The sequence below is a fragment of the Shewanella sp. M-Br genome, assembly GCF_036245925.1.
Lineage (GTDB): Bacteria > Pseudomonadota > Gammaproteobacteria > Enterobacterales > Shewanellaceae > Shewanella > Shewanella oncorhynchi.
Map to the genome: position 1 here is coordinate 52192 of NZ_BJBV01000006.1, position 21624 is coordinate 73815.

15 protein-coding genes and 2 pseudogenes are annotated in these 21624 nt (G+C 46.8%); 7 read left to right on the forward strand and 10 right to left on the reverse strand.

Translation table 11 applies throughout. From position 1 onward, the window contains the following. Positions 1–144 precede the first annotated feature (144 nt). The 5 genes from AAA952_RS06335 to AAA952_RS06355 all read right to left on the reverse strand — a co-directional run bounded on the left by AAA952_RS06335 (position 145) and on the right by AAA952_RS06355 (position 4987). Entirely contained in the window at positions 145–597 is a 453-nt protein-coding gene (locus tag AAA952_RS06335; RefSeq protein WP_006081277.1) for a YaiI/YqxD family protein, read from the reverse strand. 68 nt (positions 598–665) lie between these two features. Beyond that, complete coding sequence (gene pdxH, locus AAA952_RS06340) at positions 666–1304, reverse strand: pyridoxamine 5'-phosphate oxidase (protein ID WP_131523902.1); 639 nt, start codon at positions 1302–1304, stop codon at positions 666–668. Positions 1305–1332: 28 nt separating this feature from the next. Then, positions 1333–2274 (reverse strand): adenosylmethionine decarboxylase, encoded by a 942-nt coding sequence (locus AAA952_RS06345; RefSeq protein WP_113938980.1) that lies wholly within the window; start codon positions 2272–2274, stop codon positions 1333–1335. Between the two features lie 159 nt (positions 2275–2433). After that, positions 2434–4347, reverse strand: a complete 1914-nt coding sequence (speA, locus tag AAA952_RS06350; protein ID WP_338255415.1) for a biosynthetic arginine decarboxylase — start codon at positions 4345–4347, stop codon at positions 2434–2436. Positions 4348–4834: 487 nt separating this feature from the next. Further along, positions 4835–4987 carry a hypothetical protein gene (locus AAA952_RS06355; RefSeq protein WP_011846564.1) on the reverse strand — a complete coding sequence of 51 codons (153 nt, stop codon included), beginning with the start codon at positions 4985–4987 and terminating at the stop codon, positions 4835–4837. A gap of 597 nt (positions 4988–5584) precedes the next feature. Here AAA952_RS06355 and AAA952_RS06360 point away from each other — a divergent pair. The 5 genes and pseudogenes from AAA952_RS06360 (at position 5585) to AAA952_RS06380 (ending at position 9700) form a co-directional block, all read left to right on the forward strand. After that, a complete protein-coding gene (locus tag AAA952_RS06360; protein ID WP_006086322.1) occupies positions 5585–6427 on the forward strand; it encodes a CvfB family protein in 843 nt (280 codons plus the stop codon). 133 nt (positions 6428–6560) lie between these two features. Then, positions 6561–7232: a YceH family protein gene (locus AAA952_RS06365; RefSeq protein WP_338255422.1), complete on the forward strand. Its 672-nt coding sequence runs from the start codon at positions 6561–6563 to the stop codon at positions 7230–7232. A 174-nt stretch (positions 7233–7406) separates the two neighbouring features. Then, on the forward strand, positions 7407–8237 hold the full coding sequence (locus AAA952_RS06370; protein WP_338255424.1) for an ABC transporter permease subunit: 831 nt from the start codon (positions 7407–7409) through the stop codon (positions 8235–8237). Then, positions 8234–9145 carry an ABC transporter ATP-binding protein gene (locus tag AAA952_RS06375; protein ID WP_338255427.1) on the forward strand — a complete coding sequence of 304 codons (912 nt, stop codon included), beginning with the start codon at positions 8234–8236 and terminating at the stop codon, positions 9143–9145. Before AAA952_RS06370 ends, AAA952_RS06375 begins: the two co-directional genes overlap by 4 nt. A 280-nt stretch (positions 9146–9425) precedes the next feature. Continuing rightward, positions 9426–9700 (forward strand): annotated as a pseudogene (locus AAA952_RS06380) (HU family DNA-binding protein). Positions 9701–9874: 174 nt separating this feature from the next. On the opposite strand, the gene bioD reads toward AAA952_RS06380, so the two are convergent. The 4 genes from bioD to bioB form a co-directional block, all read right to left on the reverse strand. Next, a complete protein-coding gene (bioD, locus tag AAA952_RS06385; protein ID WP_338255429.1) occupies positions 9875–10615 on the reverse strand; it encodes a dethiobiotin synthase in 741 nt (246 codons plus the stop codon). 178 nt (positions 10616–10793) lie between these two features. Next, positions 10794–11942, reverse strand: coding sequence for a methyltransferase domain-containing protein (locus AAA952_RS06390; RefSeq protein ID WP_338255609.1), 1149 nt, complete (start codon positions 11940–11942; stop codon positions 10794–10796). 64 nt (positions 11943–12006) lie between these two features. Then, entirely contained in the window at positions 12007–13239 is a 1233-nt protein-coding gene (locus AAA952_RS06395) for an aminotransferase class I/II-fold pyridoxal phosphate-dependent enzyme (RefSeq protein WP_338255431.1), read from the reverse strand. A 151-nt stretch (positions 13240–13390) separates the two neighbouring features. After that, positions 13391–14443: a biotin synthase BioB gene (bioB, locus tag AAA952_RS06400; protein ID WP_212599785.1), complete on the reverse strand. Its 1053-nt coding sequence runs from the start codon at positions 14441–14443 to the stop codon at positions 13391–13393. 122 nt (positions 14444–14565) lie between these two features. Between bioB and bioA the strand changes: the two genes are divergently transcribed. Further along, on the forward strand, positions 14566–15921 hold the full coding sequence (gene bioA, locus AAA952_RS06405; protein ID WP_338255433.1) for an adenosylmethionine--8-amino-7-oxononanoate transaminase: 1356 nt from the start codon (positions 14566–14568) through the stop codon (positions 15919–15921). A 379-nt stretch (positions 15922–16300) separates the two neighbouring features. After that, positions 16301–17909: pseudogene (locus AAA952_RS06410) on the forward strand (methyl-accepting chemotaxis protein). Positions 17910–18050: 141 nt separating this feature from the next. Here the strand turns inward: AAA952_RS06410 and AAA952_RS06415 are convergent. After that, positions 18051–21491 carry a hybrid sensor histidine kinase/response regulator gene (locus AAA952_RS06415; protein WP_338255435.1) on the reverse strand — a complete coding sequence of 1147 codons (3441 nt, stop codon included), beginning with the start codon at positions 21489–21491 and terminating at the stop codon, positions 18051–18053. Positions 21492–21624: the final 133 nt, after the last annotated feature.

The window sequence follows — 21624 nt, forward strand, 5'->3', positions numbered from 1 at the left end:
TTAAAGAGTGAGTTTAAAAGCCATGTCGTAAAGAAATTCGACATCCGCAACAGGCTAAAATCCTGCCCAGTTAAACGTGATCAACATCACCTAACTTAAGCTAAAGATACTCTGTTTATCCATTAGCGACCAGTAAACTATGATTCATACGCGCACTAACCATTTATCTAAGCTATTGGCAAAAGCCTGTTTATCTGCTTGAGAAAACGAATCAGGCCCGCCAGTGTGCACGCCAGAACCGCGCAAATCTTCCATAAAATCGCGCATCGTCAGCTTTTGTTTTATGTTATCGACGGTATAAAGCTCGCCACGGGGATTGAGCGCCAAGGCGCCCTTTTCAATGATTAAAGCCGCTAAGGGGATATCCGCAGTGATCACTAAATGCGTCGGTTCCACATGATCGACAATATATTGATCTGCCACATCAAATCCCGCACCGACTCGAATTTGGCTGATATAGGGAGATGGCGGTACGCGGATCATTTGATTAGCCACCAGCACCAGCGGCAGGGCTTTGCGCTCCGCCGCCCGGAACAGGATTTCTTTGATAGGATTAGGGCATGCATCCGCATCAACCCAAATTTTATAATCACTCAATGTCTTTTAACTCTGTTGTTAGGTTCACGAGCTCAGTTTTATGCCGAGCTATCGAACTATGCACCGTACTAAGGCGCTAAACGATCGATTTCCCACTCTGCATCATGGCGAGAATAAATAAAACGATCATGCAGCCTGTGTTCTCCACCCTGCCAAAATTCGATACTCGAAGGTCTCACTAAGTAACCGCCCCAAAAACTGGGTAAAGGCACATCGCCCTTAGCGAACTTTGCCTTCATTTCAAAGAATTTTCCTTCAAGTACTTGTCTAGCGCTGAGTTTACTCGACTGCTGCGATACCCAAGCCGCAATTTGGCTGTCCTTAGGACGGGTCATAAAGTATTTAAGCACTTCAGCGGTGGACAGTGCCTGCGCTTCTCCGAGCACAGATACTTGACGCTCTAGAGGATGCCAAGGGAAATGCAAACTGACTTTATTATTAGCAGCAATTTGCTGTGCTTTGCGGCTGCCAAGGTTAGTAAAAAATACGAAACCTGTGTCATCAAAACGCTTAAGTAATACTATTCGTTGAAAAGGTTGGCCGTGCTCATCCACAGTCGCCACACACATGGCGGTGGGATCGCTAAGCTCTGCATCCCTCGCCTGCGTCATCCACAATTCAAACAAGTCCATCGGGTTTTGCGGTAAGTCGGCACGTCTTAAGCCGCCTTTGGCATACTCGCGGCGGATATCACTGAGATCTGTCATAGGGTTTCCTTAAGCAAACGCCAAAAATTCACATGAGTTCAGGGATCAGCACTTCAGCCTGAAGCTGCTGATAGTGGCTAAAACCAATGTCATAACCTTGCTCGGTCGTTAATGAACACCGCCCTAAGCATAAATGGGCAGGAAATCCCTGCGTTGAGTCGTCGGTATTAAAGCGGATTGTGTCCCAACTGACAGGAGCAAACAAGGTTAATAGACGCCCCAATAGATCTTGCGGATACTGCGCTAAATCCAGATTCGTTTCAAAGCTCACATAGGAGCTAGCGCACGCATTCTCGCTTTGAGGCGTAATATGCAAAGTAACATAATATTTGCCCCAAATACCGTTCATCGAAAAGCCTGATGGATCAAATAAATGGGCGTCAATCTCAAATTCAGGGAGTAAATCGTTAAGTTCGAGTGCAGTGCAAATCTCATCTTTACTCTGCGAGCCGCCATTAAGATAGTCGGCAAATTCGCCACGAATGTGATACATCAACAGCTCACTAGTTTGATCATCCTTTGGTGCTCGATAATCACTGTCAGAGCAGAAAAAATAGTGATGATGGCTGTCAAGATGGCCCACTCGAAAGGCTTTACCGGCGATACGTTGGCGCAGTTTGCCAATATCCTCGGCAAAACTCGTGGTTTGCAGATGGGCTTGGTATTCGTTTTTACGCTGATAACTCACCAAGGCCATGGCAGGCACGCCAAGCGCGTCGATAAAATAACAAGCGGCGTCCACTAAGGTACTGTTACCACAGGTGAGCATGACAAATCTGTCGTGCCATACAAACAAGCTGGATTCACTCAACAGATAAGCATCACAGTCCGCATTACTTAACTGCGACAGTATCTCGGCGTGGGCACAGTTGACTAAGGCAGACCAAAAACTCACATCGAGTTCGCGTAAATTCGGCACAGACGCCGTCACGATAATCTCGAGTTTTTTTTCTGAACCTTCAAAAAACATCAACCCTTTGACCTCATGATCGTCACTCATCCTTTACTTGATCCTAGAACAACGCGATTTTACACGACTAAAACGGCAATAAAAGCGAAAAATCTGTCCTTATAAAAACAAAAATCAGCCGAGGTTACCCAAGGCTGATTTATTTTAACACGCTAGAAATTAAGAAAAATCTTCTAAATAGGTATAGCCTTTCAGCCCTAGTTGCAATTCTTCTAAAATTTGTGCGCGTTCACCTTCGGCGATATGCAGATTCACTAACTCTTCATAAGTGCGCATAAAGGCCACCGCATCTAAGTTAACGTAACGCAATACGTCAGCAACCGTGTCACCCGCCAATACAGATTCGATGTTAGTCACACCATTATCTTCGATGCGAACCACTGCTGAGTTTGTATCACCAAACAGGTTATGCATATCACCCAAGATTTCTTGGTATGCACCCACAAGGAAGAAACCAATCAGGTACGGGCTATCCGCACTCCATGCTGGCACTGGCAGCGTGGTTTCAATCCCTTGACCATCAACGTATTGATCGACAATACCGTCAGAGTCACAAGTGATATCGAGCATGACAGCACGGCGTTCAGGGGCTTTATCTAGGCCTGATAACGGCAATACTGGGAACACTTGGTCAATACCCCAAGCATCCGGTAATGACTGGAATAATGAGAAGTTAACAAAGAACTTATCGGCTAACTTTTCATTGAGTTCATCAATGATAGGTCTGTGATAACGGTTTTTCGCACTCAATAGCCCTTGCACTTCATGACACACGCGCAGGTTAGCTTGCTCAGCCCACGCACGCTCCGCTAAGGTCAATTGACCTAAAGCGAATAGCGAATGCGCTTCTTGTAAGTCACTTTGGCTATCGTGGTAAATCTCAATCAAAGCACGTTGATCGGCGCGGCCGCTGATCTCAGACCATGAATGCCACATGTTATGCAATAACTGTGGTGAATCTTCCGCTGGCGGTTGAATATCTTCAGGCTGATAAGCTTCAGTACCGATAACATCGGTGATAAGCACAGCATGGTGCGCCGTTAAGTAACGACCCGATTCTGAAATAATACGTGGCATAGGTTGCTCGTATTCATTACAGATGTCAGTCAATACGTTAACTATGTTGTTGGCGTATTCGGTCAGTCCATAGTTCATCGAGTTATTACTTTGGCTACGAGTGCCATCGTAATCCACCGCTAAACCACCACCGACGTCGAAGCAGTTAACGCTTGCGCCTAATTCACGTAATTCACAGTAGAAACGACCCGCTTCACTCACACCTTGGCGAATATCACGGATATTAGCGATTTGCGAACCTAAGTGGAAATGCAGCAATTGCAGCGAATCCAGCATATCGTGTTGCTTAAGTTGCTCTACAACCAACAAAATTTGCGCAGCAGATAAACCGAACTTAGATTTTTCACCACCGCTCGCCTGCCACTTGCCTTTGCCTTGGAAGGCTAAACGCGCACGTAGACCTAAACGCGGTGTCACGCCCAGACGTTTAGATTCAGCTAACACCATTTTCAGTTCAGACAGTTTTTCTAAAACGATGTAAACCTTGTGGCCTAACTTTTCACCAATCAGTGCTAAACGGATATATTCATTATCTTTATAACCATTACATACAATGACTGAACTGGCTTTTTGCGCCATGGCTAACACAGCCATCAGCTCAGGCTTACTGCCCGCTTCTAAACCCAGTTGTGGTACTTCTTTTGATGCCTGACTCGCTAGGATCTCTTCCACCACAGTTTGCTGTTGGTTTACTTTAATCGGGTAAACCAGCAAATAGTCCGCCTGATACTCGTACTTCTGTATCGCTTGGTCGAATGCTTGGCACAAACTATTCACTCTGTGGTGCAGGATCTGCGGAAAACGAACTAATACAGGTAAAGCGACCCCCGCTTTGACCATGTCTTTGGCTAGCTCATTTAAGCCAATCTTGTATTCAGGATTTTTAGGATCCGGTGACACAGTCACCTCACCTTGATCGCTGATCCCATAAAAACCTTGGCTCCAGTGAGTAACATTGTACCCAGCACGAGCATCATCAATAGACCAATCATTCATTATTATTTAGCCCGTCTATTAAAAAATGGGTTAAACGGTCATGGCTTAATAGCACAACCGCCCGTTCGACAAACCCAGGCAAAGGGACACCTTACCTGACATACACGAAGGTAGATTTTACCTTCTCCTTAATGCCGCAACGTCACGCTAGTGTAAGTGACATTGCCGCGATTTTCATTAATGGCGCAAGAGACAACTCATCTTAGCGCATTACATCGTATCATATTGAAGAGAAAGATTATTCCCTTATCCCAGTAAAGCTATCTTTACTTGCCTCGCTTGCATTTATCCTCAGCCTAAAAGGCGAAAATACAGCCAAAAAGCCAAATAAGATCCTGAGTCGCATCCTTAAAACATCAAGCTAATAAGTAGCTTAAAGACGTTCAAAAGAGGTTAAGACCTTCAGAAACCGATAACACAAGTAGAAAACGAAAACCGATAACACTGAACTAGCGAACACGCCAAACCAGCTTATCGCTAGGCAAGATTATTTTAACAGGGGACTATTGGCTTCTTCGCGGCCAGAATTGATGCGGATCAACGTGAGATGCTTAAGGCCAGTATCATCGTATGGTACGACAATCGAGCGTTGGCATTGTGACACTTTTAGGCAAAGTGCAAAAAATGGATGCTTGTGCATTAGCTAATAAAAACCCTCTTAACCCCATGTAACTACATCTACTGTTAATTACACGGTTAATGACTGGTGAACCATAAAACCTTTATTACTCACGTAATATTTGTAATGTCTGCAACGAGCAAAGTCGTTGAACGGCGCAATTAAACCGCGCAATGTCACAGAATGCAAGCAAGAATCTCATTTAATCTTTTACATTAAAATATAATAAACACCTGCTTAACAATCACCCGCCACCCATTGGTTTTAAATAGAGTAATATTAGTTAGTTAACCCATAAACGTCGTACGAGTCTGTTCAATATTTTTTATATCACCTTTGTCACTTTTATTGACATTTACCCCTGTAAATATCCCTGATTTTTGTGTGTCACTCAAGTGATACACATTTGCCAACATTAAGCGAAGCCAAACAACCAATATCACGGCGCCAAACCCGCCATAAATCAGTGGTTCCTCCGAGACACAATGCGTGGTCAAGCCTGCGCTAAGTGGCGACTCACACACGCTAAGATAAAGCTCAAAGACAATAATGCTGCAGTTTCAGCACCGAAGTGTATAATCGCAACCGAATCACATTCCATTATGCACAGAGAGATCCATGGTACAGATAGGTAAAACCTGCAAACTTGAGGTTGTAAAACAAGTCAGCTTTGGCGTGTATTTAAACGCCCACGAATTAGGGCAAGTACTGCTGCCAAACAAAGTCACCCCAAAAGACTGCCAAGTCGGTGATCTGCTTGACGTGTTTCTGTATCTAGATTCTGAAGATATCGTGATTGCTACCACTCGCCGTCCATTGGCACAGGTAGGCGAATTTGCCTATTTAAAAGCCGTTGCAACCGGCCCTTATGGCGCCTTTTTAGACTGGGGCTTAGATAAAGATTTATTACTGCCCTTCGGTGAGCAACATAAGCCTATTGAAGAAGGCCGCTCATATCTGGTCTATGTACACGCCAACCGCGCCGATGAACGCATCATGGCCTCATCAAAAATCGATAAGTTCCTCGATAAGACTGAGCCTGAGTACACAGTTGGTGAGCAGGTCGATTTATACATCGGCGGCACCACAGATTTAGGCTACAAAGCCATTATTAATCATGCCCATTGGGGCGTGATTTACGAAAACGAAGTGTTCCAAAAACTGCGTTTCGGCCAAAGACTCAAAGGTTTCATCAAACAAGTGCGCCGCGATGGCAAAATCGATCTTGTGCTGCAACAAGGCAGTAAACAAGAGTTAGATAAGCACGCCCACATCATTCTGATCAAACTCAAACAGGCTGGCGGTTTCTTAGCCCTGACCGATAAAACCGATGCTGAAATCATTTACGATCAGCTTGGTATGAGTAAAAAAGCCTTCAAAAAAGCCATAGGTGGCTTATTTAAGAATGGTCAACTGAGCATAGATAATGATGGTTTGCGTTTGACTGAAACCGCAGAATAATCAACTCTATTCAGTACTTAGCGTTAAAATTGTACAGTTTACCATCACTAAGGCTGAGTTTGACTGACAACTCCTAGGATATTAAGCATGGCTCTGTTATAAACAAAGCCATGCTTTTTTCTTTGGAGCTTATATGGAACTCACGTTACACGAAGCCAGAGTCATCGGATGCCTGCTTGAGAAAGAAATCACCACCCCTGAGCAATATCCACTCTCGCTAAACTCTTTGACCTTAGCCTGCAATCAAAAAACCAGCCGCGAGCCGGTACTCGAACTCAGCGAAACCCAAGTGCAAATCGCCGTTGACTCCCTTAATCGGAAACGTTTGATCAGCGAACAGTCGGGATTTGGCAGCCGCGTCGTTAAATACAAGCACAGATTCTGCAATACCGAATTCAGCGAACTTCAACTCTCCCCCGCCGCACTCGCCATCGTCTGTTTGTTACTATTACGCGGCCCACAAACACCAGGAGAACTACGGACCCGCAGCAATCGCCTACACGAATTTAAAGACGTGATCGACGTGGAAGATTGCATCCGCCAATTGATGAGCCGTGAAAAGCCCTTCTTAAAACAATTACCCAGAGAAGCCGGCCGCCGTGAATCCCGTTATGTGGAATTATTCTCTGCCGCCTCACCACACGAAAGTGCTAGCCAATCCCATAGCACAAGTCATACCTTAGCCCATGTCGCAGTGTCTGTAGACGCAGAGCCGCTTGAATTAGTGAACAGAGTGACAGAGCTAGAACAACAAGTCGCCGAACTGACGCAAAAGCTCGATGAATTAATCGTCTCATTGAGCTAATTAGCGATAGATAATGACTGATAAATACCGATGGATAATAAGTGCTATGTGGGCAACATGGCACTTATGGACCAATCCACTGTCTACCCAAGGGTGAGAAACTTAACCGCACCAACATAGTCGCGCCAAGCACCATAGCCCCTGAACCTAGCGCAAAAAGAATAGAGACAGCACATGACCAATAATCCACCCAGCAGTTTCAACAACATGTTTATTATCGCCATGTTTGAACTGCGCAAATTTTTATTTAATACCCGCGGGATCATCGCCTTGGTCGCCTTTGGTTTAGTTTGGGGTGTACTTCTGCTTTACCCCATTCAAAGTGCATCGGCCATGTTATTGCAGCCCAATGTAAAAGATATCATCGACAGCTTATTTGGTGCCAATACCCTCAATGTGCTCTTTGAGTGGCCCGTGGCCGAAATGGCGGTGTTTTGGTGCTTTGCGCTGTATTTGTTTCCACTGTTCAGCATTTTGATCGCCGCCGATCAGTTCTCCTCCGATAAAACCCGTGGCACGCTGCGTTTTTTAACCATACGCACTAGCCGTGACAGCTTATTGTTCGGGCGTTTTCTTGGCCAAATCCTGATCCAAGGCTTGCTGATCCTATTAACGATTATCGCCACTGTCGCCCTCGCACTCAGCCGTGACAGCCAGCTCTTTTTGTCGGCGTTAAGCTCTGGCGCCTTAGTTGGCCTTAACCTCATCATAGTGATCTTGCCCTATACGGCAGTGATGACCTTATTGTCCCTGTATGCGCGCACGGCACGCCAAGCTATGGTGTTTGCGACCATTTTATGGACAGTGATTTCCATCGCCATCATGGTGTTAGGCAGCCAATCTAGCGTATTGGCACAGCTGCAATGGGTATTACCCGGAGCCCAGCTTTCGGACATGCTCAATACTAATGGACTCAACAGCTTAGCTTATGCACCTATTCCACTGATCCAAACCGCTGCGGCCCTCTTGCTCGGCAGAATTTATATGCAAAGGAGCTCGCTATGAGTCTGATCCAATGCCAAGGGCTGTCGCAACTTTACGGCAGCAAAAAGGCACTGAATGATGTTAACTTCAGCCTAGAAGCGGGTGCGCCCATCGCCCTTGTCGGTCCAAATGGCGCGGGTAAAACCACGCTTTTTAGCCTGTTATGCGGCTATTTGTCGCCAAGTGCAGGGACAATAACCCTGCTCGGTGAAGCGCCTAATAGCCCTAAACTTTTAGGCAAAATTGCCGCTTTACCCCAAGATGCGGTGCTCGATCCCAATTTGACCATTGTTAGCCAGTTAAGCTTTTTCGCGCGTCTGCAGGGCATGGGCGTAGAACAAGCCAGACAAGAGGCCATTCGCGTATTGACCTTAGTCGATTTGGCGGATGTCGCCGAGCAAAAACCACCAAGCCTCAGCCACGGTATGGGTAAACGCGTATCGATTGCACAGGCGCTAATCGGCTCGCCAGAGTTAGTGCTATTGGATGAGCCGACCGCGGGGCTCGATCCTGCCAACGCGAAAAAAGTCCGCGAGCTGGTTAAAGCCTTATCGCCCACCACGACTTTTATGATCAGCTCCCATAATCTCGATGAGCTCGAAAAGCTGTGCGATCAGGTGTTGTATTTAGATAAGGGGCAACTGAGCCAAGCCGTGTCTATGCATGCATCGACCGACAGCGATTACCTGACGTTAACCATGCAAAGCTGTGACAGTGATTTGCTGCAAGCGGAAGTGGCGAAACTGGCGGGCGTGGTGAACGTAAGCTCAAAACAGAGCAAGGTGTTTATTATTCAGCTCACAACGGATGAAGAAAAAGCACAGAGCAGTGATATTGAAATGCGCCTATTTACCCTATTCAACCAACATAAGTGGCAATACAAGATGCTGCTGAAAGGCCGTACCTTGGAAGAAACGCTCTTTTCATAGGCGAGCTTTAAAAAGTTGGTATCTCATCAGCCAGCTGTTGAATAGTGTTACTCATGGCTTAAGCGCAACACGCCTTGCGCTTAAGCCTTTTAACTCAGCCTTTAGGCCACTCAATACTGACAAACGGCTGCCACTTTCGCAACGCTCAGCCACCAAAAGCATCACAAGTCTGTCAATAAAACACCAATCAACCGCGCTAAGCTAGCTATGACTTTCAATCTTAAGGCGAGCTTGTTATAACTCCCCTTCGATTGAACCTAAGCTGACTTCAGAGGTTTCTATGAACAAAGCACAACTTATCCAACGTATTGCCGCCGAACTCAATGCATCGCAAGCGAGCACTAAACCTGTGGTTGAGCAGATATTGCAACAGATCCACGTCGCCTTAAGCGAAGGCGAGAAATTTTCTTGCCGCAATTTGGCACCTTTGAACTGAGATACCATGTCGCTAAAACGGGCCGTAATCCACAAACGGGCGAAGCCATAGAAATCGACGGTTACAATCAGCCCAGCTTTAAAGCCTCAACGGCATTGAAGCAACAGATCAATAGCTGATAGCAACGCTTAGCTTTAATGTGCAGTCACTCATTTGCGAGCATTAATCAGCAGCCTTGATATAAATAAGCCTCAACGTAATGTGAGGCTTATTTTTTTGTCTAAAGACATTAGCGGTAACGCTTAGATGAAAGCATTAAGCCGCTCAGCGGCTAAACATTAGTTAGGCACTGCCTATGCATTAGTCTCAACGCTTTGAAAAAGCGGTGAAGTATTAAGATAATCGGCGGCATTTTCTGCACTGGGATCATCAAGAAAAGGCACACTGCCGAGGAAAGGCGCTGACATCATCTCTTTAAGGCTCGTCAGATTCTCCGCAAACATACTCATATTCGGGTCGACACAATTGGCGACCCAACCTGCAATCTTAAGCCCATCGGCCAGTATTGCCTCTTGAGTGAGCAGCGCGTGATTTAAGCAACCGAGCTTCATGCCTACCACGAGTATCACTGGCAGTTCTAATCTCTGTACCACTTCCGATAAATATCGGCCCTCGCCTAAGGGCAAACGCCAGCCACCCGCACCCTCAATCAGACAAAAATCCGCTTGAGCAAATGCCGCTAAATCCAAACTTTCGATAATGGCTTCAGGTGCTAAACTCACGCCCACTTGGGCGGCAGCAATATGCGGCGCAATCGCAGGTTCAAAGGTAAAAGGATTAATGACAGGATAAGTAAGTTTCAGCGACGATGAAGTCATCAACTGCAGTGCATCGGCATTACGCAAGCCTTCGGAGGTTTGTGCGCAGCCCGAGGCGATGGGCTTAACACCTAAGGTAGACAGCGTGTTAGACGCCAAAATACTCACAGCCGAGTCAGCACTGGCGATCGCGCCCAAACGGTTCACCGCGGTTAACAGCGCCGATGAGACTAAGGTTTTACCACTGTCGGTATCTGTACCTGTTACAAAAAACATATTAGATCCTTATCTGTCGCTATTGAGTGTACTTTTGTGAAGTGCACTCTCCATAGAGCTAAAACGCAAACCTGTAGACCTTTAAATCCACAAGTCCACAAATCAAAGTCCCTATCGCTAATCAATGCTAAGTATGTGTGCATGAATATTGTTGTAGCTAAAACATAGTGTGAAACTGTTACATCCCGCGCCGAGCACGTATCTGCACTATCTGGTAGGTTAATGGCAAACCTTGGGGTACACGTAAGGATTCGGCTTTGGCCTGCATTGCCAGCCAATCTTGGCGACCGCGCAATCGCAGAGCAGGTTCTGCAGCGGCTGTTGCGCCAGCAACCTCTCCTGCTGACTGAATCGTTGAATTATCTAAACTGATTAAATTGGCTGAATGGGTTGAACTGGCCGATTGCACCGAGGCGCCCACCCCTTTGATGGAATAGAGCAATGCTTTGAGAGTATCAAAATGCACTGTCATAGGAATGAGCTGCACCTCTAAGAACTGCCATGTATCGAGTTTAAATGCAGTTTTTAGCGCCTCCAGTGTCGAAAAGTCATTCACTCTTAAGCCTAATTCGGCTAATTGATTCAAACTCCCCTGCGCCACTAAGCTCAAATGACACTCGCCATCCGGCTTCAATACGCGCGCCATTTCAGCTACCGCGGCGGGAAAATTCGCACACCACTGCAAAGCCAGATTCGAATAAATCACATCGATGCAGCCATCGACAAAGGGTAAACACTCGGCATCGGCACAAACGCCATGATAATCGGGATAAGTTTGTTTTAGCTTGTGTAACATGCCAAGGGCGATATCCACAGCAAACACAGTTGTCGGTGGATTTTGTATCGAACCATGCTCAGAGTGATGTGCTGATTGACACCCTGATTGATGTGCCGATTCATGATCTGAGTGATGTGCAGATTGATGCGCACAGTGATACGCCGCAAAATCTGTCCCAGGGCCTGCGCCAATATCTAACAGATGACCTTTGGCGGTAAACTCACTGAGTAAACTGGTGGCGCTCAGACGCTGTAACTGATTATGGTCTTGATAACTATGGGCCGCCGCTGAGAATCGTTCAGCAATCTGAGCGCCGTGAACATAGGATTCTTTATCAATTGCTCTTTTTCCAATAGCTGGTTTTTCAAAAGCTTGTTTTTCAATCGCTTTTTTTTCAAAAGCTTGCATTACAGCAGATTCACTCACATTCATCTCGTGAGATATTGACGCGCAAGAGTTGGACTCACTAGATTTGGGCTCACTAGATTTGAGCACGTTAGAGCTTAGTTCACTCGCGTTGGGCTTGCTGGATTTAATCGGGCTTGGCATTGCAGTTAACACTCAACCATAAAAACTTAAAATTCAATAGAATAACGCGTTCTATAGCGTACATTTATCTGTAATCATCCGCAGCTTGTCGCTCAGTGACAAGCGGAATACCAACACGACTAAGCACTTGGGCTAATTGCTCAACACAAGCAACGATATCTTCAGCGGTATGGGTCGCCGTTAAGGTAATGCGTAACCGCGCCGACCCTACAGGCACCGTCGGCGGGCGAATAGCCCCAACCCAAATGCCCGCGGCTCTTAACGTTTCGGCGACCTGCAGGGTTTGCTGCGCATCGCCAATGATCAACGGCTGAATTGCGGTATCCGAACCTAAAAGGGGCACGGCAGCATCGAGGCATAACTGTTTGAATAGCGAAATATTCTCAAGCAGCTTTTGCTGTAACTCAGGATGTGCAGTGCAGTACCGAGTTGCGGCTAACGCTAATGCGGCATTGGCGGGCGATAAGGCGGTCGAATAAATATATTCGCGGGCATTACTGACCAAAAAGTCGATCAGCGCCTGACTCCCCAAAACCGCTGCGCCTTGGCAACCTAATGCCTTACCAAAGGTCACCACTTGCACATCGATAAGCTTGGCGGCTTTATCTCTTGCATCACTATTTTGATAGCCATCGAGCACCGCAAAACCATGGGCATCATCAACAATCAACCAAGTATTCTGTTGACGACAAAGCGCCGATAACTGCACGATCGGCGCACAATCCCCGTCCATGCTAAACACGCTTTCTGTGATTAACGCCGATGCGTGATTTCGAGTCAGAAGCCGCTCAGCGCTCTCAAGCGAATTGTGTAAAAAACGTTTAAGCTGCGCACCGCTGTCCTGCAAACCATCGATAATTGAGGCGTGCACAAGTTTATCGGCAATCACAGTATCTTGCTGATCAAACAAGGTTTTCATTAACGCCGTATTAGCACTAAAGCCCGAGCAGAATAGTAATCCCGCTTCATGCCCCGTTAAGGCGCAGAGTTCACGTTCAAGTGTGACATGCGCATCACTGTACCCTGTCACTAAGGGCGATGCACCGCTACCCACACCGTAGGTCTGCGCGCCAAGGTGCAGCGCTTCAACCAACTCAGGAACGCGGGATAAGCCTAAATAATCATTACTGCTAAAATTAACATAGGATCGCCCTTCGAACACAAAGCACGGGCTCGAAGTGGGTGCGTTAATATCAAAGCTGTGATCAACACTCAACATTTTACGTTGCCGTAATAAACCTTGCTCACGTAAGGCTTGCTGACGGGCGGCAATTTTCATCTCGAGCAGAGAACTCATCGATTTAGCCTCAAGAATGATTGTCTTAAAAATGCTGCTTGAAAAATGGAGTGCGGCCAATAAAGCTATCGGCCGCAATCAAAATAGGCTGCAGCCAACAAGGTTTACAGGCTATTCGACCTGTTTGTCGGACAACATGCGCTCAGCAGTATTACAAAGCAGCCGCGTCATAGAATTGTGCCGATGACTTATCTTGATAGGCCGCCGCTTTGGCTAAAACAGCACTTTCTTCTTCCAGTTTTGCCGCTGCGCCCTGCTCGGGACGTAAGCCTAAACGTCGAAATAGCCCCATATCATCGCTTTCTTCTGGGTTTGGTGTGGTCAGCAATTTACAACCATAGAAAATCGAGTTAGCGCCGGCAAAGAAACACATGGCCTGCAGCTCATCACTCATATTTTCGCGGCCTGCCGATAACCGTACGCGGGAAAGCGGCATTAAGATACGCGCCACAGCGATAGTGCGCACAAATTCGAGTGGGTCTAGGTCGTCAAGCTTCTCAAACGGCGTGCCCGCCACTTTGACTAACATATTGATTGGTACTGAATCAGGATGCTGCGGTAAATTAGCCAGCTGTTGTAGTAAGCCTGCACGATCCGTCGCCTTTTCACCCATGCCGACAATCCCGCCCGAGCACACTTTCATACCAGAAGCGCGCACATGTGTCAGTGTATCTAAACGATTTTGATAGGTACGTGTCGTGATCACATCGCCGTAATATTCAGGCGAAGTATCTAAATTATGGTTGTAATAATCTAAGCCAGCACTGGCTAAATCGTTCGCTTGATCTTCAGAAAGCATGCCGAGCGTCATACAGGTTTCCATACCTAAGGCTTTAACTTCTTGCACCATTTGTTTAAGGTACGGCATGTCTTTTTCTTTTGGATTACGCCAAGCAGCGCCCATGCAGAAACGAGAGGCACCCGCGGCTTTAGCACTGCGTGCCTCGGTCAGCACAGTTTCCATTGCCAGCAAACGCTCTTTCTCTAGACCTGTGTCATAGCGAGCACTCTGCGGGCAATATTTACAATCCTCAGGGCAAGCACCGGTTTTAATCGATAATAAACGGCTAATTTGCACTTCATTAGGATCGTATACCTCACGGTGAATACTGTGTGCTTTAAATAATAAGTCATTCATCGGCAGCGCAAATAAGGCTTCGATTTCTTCCCGCTTCCAATCATGACGAACTTGCAACTGCGACATTGAACACCCTTTTTATTCTGTTTTTTATCTTGGCTAGGATAACCTCAGCCCTTAAACTGTCAACGCCAACCAGTGAACCCAGTTTACTAATGGCTACTTTATCACCAAAAAAGTGAGCATTTATGCGCAATTTACTCGATTTTGACTTTGATAGCGCCCATATTTGGCATCCTTACACCTCAATGACCCGATCTCTTCCTGTTTTTGGTGTACACAGCGCCAAAGGCTGTGAATTGGAATTAGTTGATGGCCGCAAGTTGGTCGATGGCACTAGCTCGTGGTGGGCCTGTGTGCACGGCTATGCACATCCCGAGATATTAACCGCGATGGAAAAACAGTTGCATCAACTGAGCCATGTGATGTTTGGCGGTATCACCCATGAACCCGCCATTGAACTGTGTAAAAAACTTATCGCTATGACCTGCGAACCGCTGACAAAGGTCTTTTTGTGCGACTCTGGATCTATCTCAGTCGAAGTGGCAATTAAAATGGCGCTGCAATTTTGGCAAGGTCAGAGTTGGCAAGGTCAAAGTGTACATGGAGAAGAGCGACCGCTAAAACAACGCATTCTTACCGTTAAGAAGGGTTACCACGGCGATACCTTTGCCGCGATGAGCGTATGCGATCCCGAAGGCGGCATGCACACTATGTTTGGCGATGCGCTTACGAAACAATCATTTGTGCCCGCGCCACAAACCGCCTTTGGCGAAGCCTTACAAGCCGATGATTTAACCGCAATGCGCGACATATTAAGCATTAATCACCATGATATTGCCGCAGTGATTATAGAGCCGATAATGCAAGGCGCTGGCGGTATGCGTTTCTACAGCGCAGATTATTTAGCGGGTCTTCGTGCCCTATGTGATGAATTTGATGTCCTGCTGATCTTAGATGAAATAGCCACTGGCTTTGGTCGAACAGGTAAGCTTTTTGCCTATGAACACGCCCATATTACCCCTGATATCTTATGTTTAGGCAAAGCGCTGACGGGCGGTTATATCAGCCTAGCGGCAACGCTATGTACCGATAAAGTTGCCCAAGGCATAAGCCAATCTCCCGCAGGCGTGTTTATGCATGGCCCTACTTTTATGGGTAACCCGCTAGCCTGCGCCGCGGCGTGTGCAAGCTTAGACATAATTAACCGTAATGAATGGCAAGCGCAAGTGGCTGCTATCGAACAGCAAATGCGTTTAGAACTTAACGATGCGATTGACTTACCGAGCGTAAAAGACGTGCGAGTGCTCGGCGCAGTGGGCGTGTTAGAGATGCACGAACCCGTCAATACCGCAGAGCTACAGCAACAATTTGTTGATTTAGGCGTCTGGGTGCGTCCCTTCGCCAACCTTATCTATATCATGCCGCCCTATATCATTAGCTCAGCACAATTAAGCCAACTCACCAGTGCGATGAAGCAAGTCGCAGCAGGTATTAAAGTATCATCAAGCAGTGCCGAGCCGCAGCTTATCAGCCACGGTTGATACTTTAACGCTTGGCCATCTTTTAGCTTAACGCTCTTTCAACTCAATAAGCCTTTAATGTCGAATAAACGAACCCCTGCGCACTGTGCGCTAGGGGTTCGAACTGCCTGGCTTATATCAGACTCAGCAGCCCTTCCCTTGTTCGAATCTCGCATCCTCTCGATAGATAAACGCGCTAAGGTTGCAATTGCAATATTGCTCACAATTTCCATTAAAACTCTGTAATTTAGTGCATTTATTTAATCCGCCAACTGGAATTTTTATCAAAGTCAACGATGCTTATATCACTCACTTTACACAACATATCTTTCGCCAAAAGCTGACAACAACTTGAACAGAGGGAATGGCTTAAATCGCTACACAAAGAAAAGGAGATCATATGTTCAAACTCGCTGACATCCCCGTTAATCGAAAACTCGCACTACAGCTCATTATCGCCCTCGCAGGTGCCTTAATTTTACTCACTATTTCCGTCACAGCCCTAAAGCACAACCTGATGGCAGAGCGTGAGGCACGACTTAATGCCGTATTGTCCCTCGCCAGCACCCGTATCCAAGCGTTGTCGCAATCGCTCCCCCTAGAGCAAGCACAGCAAGCCGCTAAAGACATGTTGAACGACATGCGTTTTGATGGTGATAACTACTTGTTTGTGATTGATGAATCGAGGCACGTTATCGTTCATCCCATCAAAAAAGAACTGGTTGGCCAACAAATGGGGAATCGAGGCGAAGAGAATTATTGGTTCGAAATGGTCGAACTCGGCCGTGATGGCAAACAAGGATTAGTCGAATACCTCTGGACGACGGCGAATGGCAAATGGCAAATCAGCGCAGAAAATCTCACTTGTCATGGGATTTAAACCTTGGGGCTGGATCTTAGGCTCAGGTATGTTACTCCAAGATATCGAAGCCACCATTTGGAATGAATACCTCACCATGGGAGGCATTACATTTGTCATTATTGTGCTTATGGCTTGGCTAGGTTATGCCATTAGCCGCTCTATTACTCAGCCATTGGATGATGTGAATCTGGCTATGCTCGCCATCACAAAAGGTGATTTAACGACTCAGCTAAAAATCTATGGTAAAGATGAACTTGGCATCTTAGCCCACAATATAAACCAAAGCATAGACTCCATTCGTAGCACTTTACTTCAAGCGAGTCATAGCGCTGACAATGTTGCCCAGGCCTCGGCTCGTATCGCCTCAACTGCAGAGGAAACTAATCAAGCGGTAAATAATCAGCGGGATCAACTCGCCCAACTTGCAACCGCCATGAATGAAATGAGCGCCACTATCGCCGATGTCGCGAATAATGCGGAGAGCACAGCCAAAGATACCAAAGAAGCCACTTGGGAAGCTGGCCTTGGCGACCAAGATGTTCACGCCAGCGTAGATGGTATTCATGCTCTTGCCAAAGAAGTGGAGCAAGCGACGGATCAAGTGAATATGCTTAAAGAGGAAGTCATGCAGATCAGCGAGGTCACCTCTGTTATCAGCGCGATTTCAGACCAAACCAACTTGCTGGCACTGAATGCGGCAATTGAAGCCGCCCGCGCTGGCGAGCAAGGGCGAGGGTTCGCTGTAGTCGCCGATGAAGTGAGGCAACTTGCCAGTCGCACTAGGCAATCGACCGAAGAAATTCAAAACACGATTTCATTATTGCAACAACGGGCCGTGAGCGCCGCTAAGGCAATGGATGCAAGCCGTGCACTGGCAGAAAACAGTGTGAGTCAATCAGCAAAAGCGGGTAAGGATTTATCGCTTATCGTTGCTCATATAAAACATGTGAGTGACATGGCAACCCATATCGCCACCGCCGCAGAAGAACAAAGTGTGGTCGCAGAAGACATGAACAGAAACGTGTGCGGGATTAATAACTCAGCGCTCGAAGTCTCTGAATCGGCAACTTATTTGGCTCAAGAAAGTGAAAGTTTGGCCGAATTATCACTGAATTTAAACAATAAACTGGCCGTATTCAAACTCTAGTCATGTATTTAGTTACACCCACAAACCTGTGCCAAACCGTTTAGCCAAGATAAGCCGCATAAAAAACTGCGCGATTATCTTGGCATTTCGTTAAACGTGCCGACGTCACTAAACTCATGTTACCGAACACGTATACCAAGCTTATTTTACCAAGCTAGAAATCAAGGCACGTAGCGCGGCAGGTTTTATCATTTTCGCCATATAGTGATAGCCGCGGCGTTGCACATCTTCCACCAGTTCTTTGCGAGTATTGGCGGTAATCAAAATGCCGGGTAAGTCTTTGCCATATAGGGCACGAATACCATCCATCGCATCGACGCCATTTTGGCCATCATCTAAATGGTAATCCGCGAGCACAATATCAGGCGCGACGCCTTTCAGTCCTAGTTTAATGCGTGCATCAGATAAATCTTTTGCACAGATAACCTCACACTGCCAGCGGCTTAATAAGCTTTCTAATCCAGCTAAAATGGCCTCTTCGTTGTCGATACACAACACTTTGATACCCGATAACGGCTGCAGCAGCGACGGCAACGCTTTCACTTGTGGTTGACGCACAGTTTCTCCAAGCGGAACACAAATGGAGAAGACCGAGCCGCGCCCTAAATGGGACGAAACCTGAATACCGTGTTCTAACACTTTACTGATGCGATCAGCAATCGCCAGACCTAAGCCCAAGCCGCTAACATTGTTGCTCTTAGGATTATTCAACCGCTTAAATTCTTTGAAAATTTCTTGGGTTTCTTTTTCATCAATACCACAACCCGTGTCTAACACTTGGATTTCAAGGTAATGACCTCGATGACGGCAACCAAATAACACTCTGCCACCGCGAGCATAACGGTAGGCATTGGTTAAAAAGTTTTGCAGGACACGCCGTAACAGCGAAGGATCAGAATTAACGGTTGCGCTGCATGGGACCATCTTAAAACGAATTTGGTTGTCCGCTGCCATCGCTTCAAATTCCACCGATAACCCATTGATCAGTTCTGAAATCGCAAAGTCACGGCGATTAACATCCACCATACCTGAGTCGAGTTTAGAAATATCCAATAGGTCGGTGAGCAATTCGCCGGCAATTTTTAGCGAGCTATTCACATGGGATAAGGTGGTTCTGGCCTCACGATCTAGATTGGGATACTGAGATAACGACGCAGTGAACAATCGCGCAGCATTAAGTGGTTGCATTAAATCATGGCCAACAGCAGCCAAGAAGCGACTCTTAGAGGCGTTGGCGATTTCTTCCTGCGCTTTAGCCTCGAGTAACTCACTGTTCAACATGGCTAATTCATAGGTTCGCTCATTAACGCGGCTTTCTAAGGTTTCATTGGCTTCGAGCAGCGCGCGCTCCTGTTCGCGATACTGAGTAATGTCGGTAAAGGTCATCACAAAGCCGCCATCTGGCATAGGATTGCCTTGAATTTTAATCACTTTGCCGTCTCTGCGATGGCGCTCAGAAGTGTGCGGTGTGCCATTACGCATATGCTGCACCCGCTGCTCAACCTGCTGTTCTATTTCCCCTTCACCACAATAACCCCGCGCCGCATTAAAGCGGATCACTTCACTGATGGGCATGCCCTGCTGCAAAAATCCATCGGGATATTGATACAGCTCCACATATTTGTAATTCCATGCCACGAGATTGAGATCGTTATCGATAACACTCATGCCTTCATAGGCGTGCTCAATCGCGCCGCGCAGCATGTCTTGACTGAGCATAATCTTCGATGAGGCTTCATCGACCAGACTAAAGACTTCATCCAGCGCTAAGTCGCGCCCTTGCAGCACGGAATCCATCACTAGCGCTGCGCTTGAAGCGCCAAGCACCCCCGCCAATAAACGTTCAGTGTGGGAAATCAACTCCGGCGGCGCCGCTTTATGCCAACTATCACTTTTTACCGCATCAATCGAGAAACGGCTAAAGCTCTCGTAGGCGCGTGTTGGGCTAACGAAGCGACTCGCCAGTATCAGTAAGTCCTGCTGTGAAATCGGACCATTTTTCTTATTGGCGCTGTTTTTTAATTTACCCGGACTCACAAAAGCACTGGCCTGAATACGCTCAGCCACACCCGCTCTAAACCAAATAGAACCCAAAATATAACAGGCAATATTGGCAAAAAGAGCCGTCAGCGCATCACGCACATTAGGCGTTATCGCATCTAGCAGGCCTTTCTCGCTCGCGACACTAGACAAGAACGCCGATGAGCTTTGCACATCGGTCATGCCCTGCAACATGATGTAGAACCACAACGCAAAGCCCACGCCGAGTCCTAAAAATACCCCAGCACGATTGCCGTGTTTCCAATAGAGTCCACCGACTAAAGCTGGCGCAAGTTGGGCAAAAGCCCCAAAAGACAACATGCCTAAATGGGACAAGGAATCACTGTCTGATAATGCCAAATAGCTGCCATAGCCTAAGCCAAGAATAATCACGATCGCTAAGCGGCGGGCATTAAGTAACAGGTGCGAGAACTGACTGAAGTTTTTCTCGCGGATATGGCCTGTGCGCAGCATCACTGGCACCAGCCATTCGTTACTTACCATCACACTGATAGTCACCACCGCCACTATCACCATGCCAGTTGCCGCCGAAAGTGTGCCAAGTAATGCAATCACCGCCAGCAAAGGTTGATCTAACGCCAGCGGTAAATTAATCACATAGGTATCGGCCGACACTGAATCGCCGAGGATGATCTTCCCCGCCAAGGCGAGCGGTCCAACGAATAAACCAAAAAGGGCTAAATAAATGGGAAACAGCCAACGCCCTTTTGACAACACGGACTCATCGGCGCATTCCACCACCATTACATGGAACTGCCTTGGCATACATAAAAAGGCCGCCATTCCGACGAGTAACTCAGGCATTAAAGCTTCAATACGTGGATTGGGATAATTAATTAGTGACTGCGCATTGGCCTGCTGCCAAATATCCCCAAAACCATCGAACACTCCGAAACTGATGACGATGCCGACCAACAAAAATGCGGCAAGTTTCACCAGAGACTCAAATGCAATCGCGAGCATCATGCCGGGATTATGCTCGGTCGCATCGAGTTTGCGAGTACCAAATAAAATGGCAAATATGGCTAACAGCGAAGTGATCAGTAACGGAATCGTCACGCCATCGAGGGGATCGTCAGCGGGTTGAAACAAATTAAGACTGAACACCATCGCCTTAAGCTGTAAGGCGATATAGGGCATGATGCCAAACAAGGCGATTAAGGTGACTAAAGCCGCTAAAGTTTGAGACTTACCATAACGGGCGGCAATAAAGTCGGCCACGGAAGTGATATTTTGCGCCTTAGACACTAATACCATCTTGCGTAACATGCCAAAACCTAAAGTAAAAATCAGAATAGGCCCGATAAAAATCGGTAAGAAAGACCAAAAATCCTTAGCCGATTGCCCAACTGTGCCTAAAAAACTCCACGAGGAGCAATAAACCGCTAAGCTCAGACCATAGATAACGACCTGAAGCTTTTTAGTGATCTGAGTAAACCAACGCTCCGCCCCCCAAGCCAATAGGAATAAAAGCGAGACATAACAGACGGCAATAACAGCAACGACTAAGGTTAAATTCATACTTTGCTCTTTTTTCTGATTATTGTGCGATAAAACCTGTCTAAAATCTAGCCGGATTTTTAATGCAACAGACTAAATATAAAGGAAAATTTAACACTAGACCAAGGTCTAATGGAGTTGCCGCCCCCTTGCA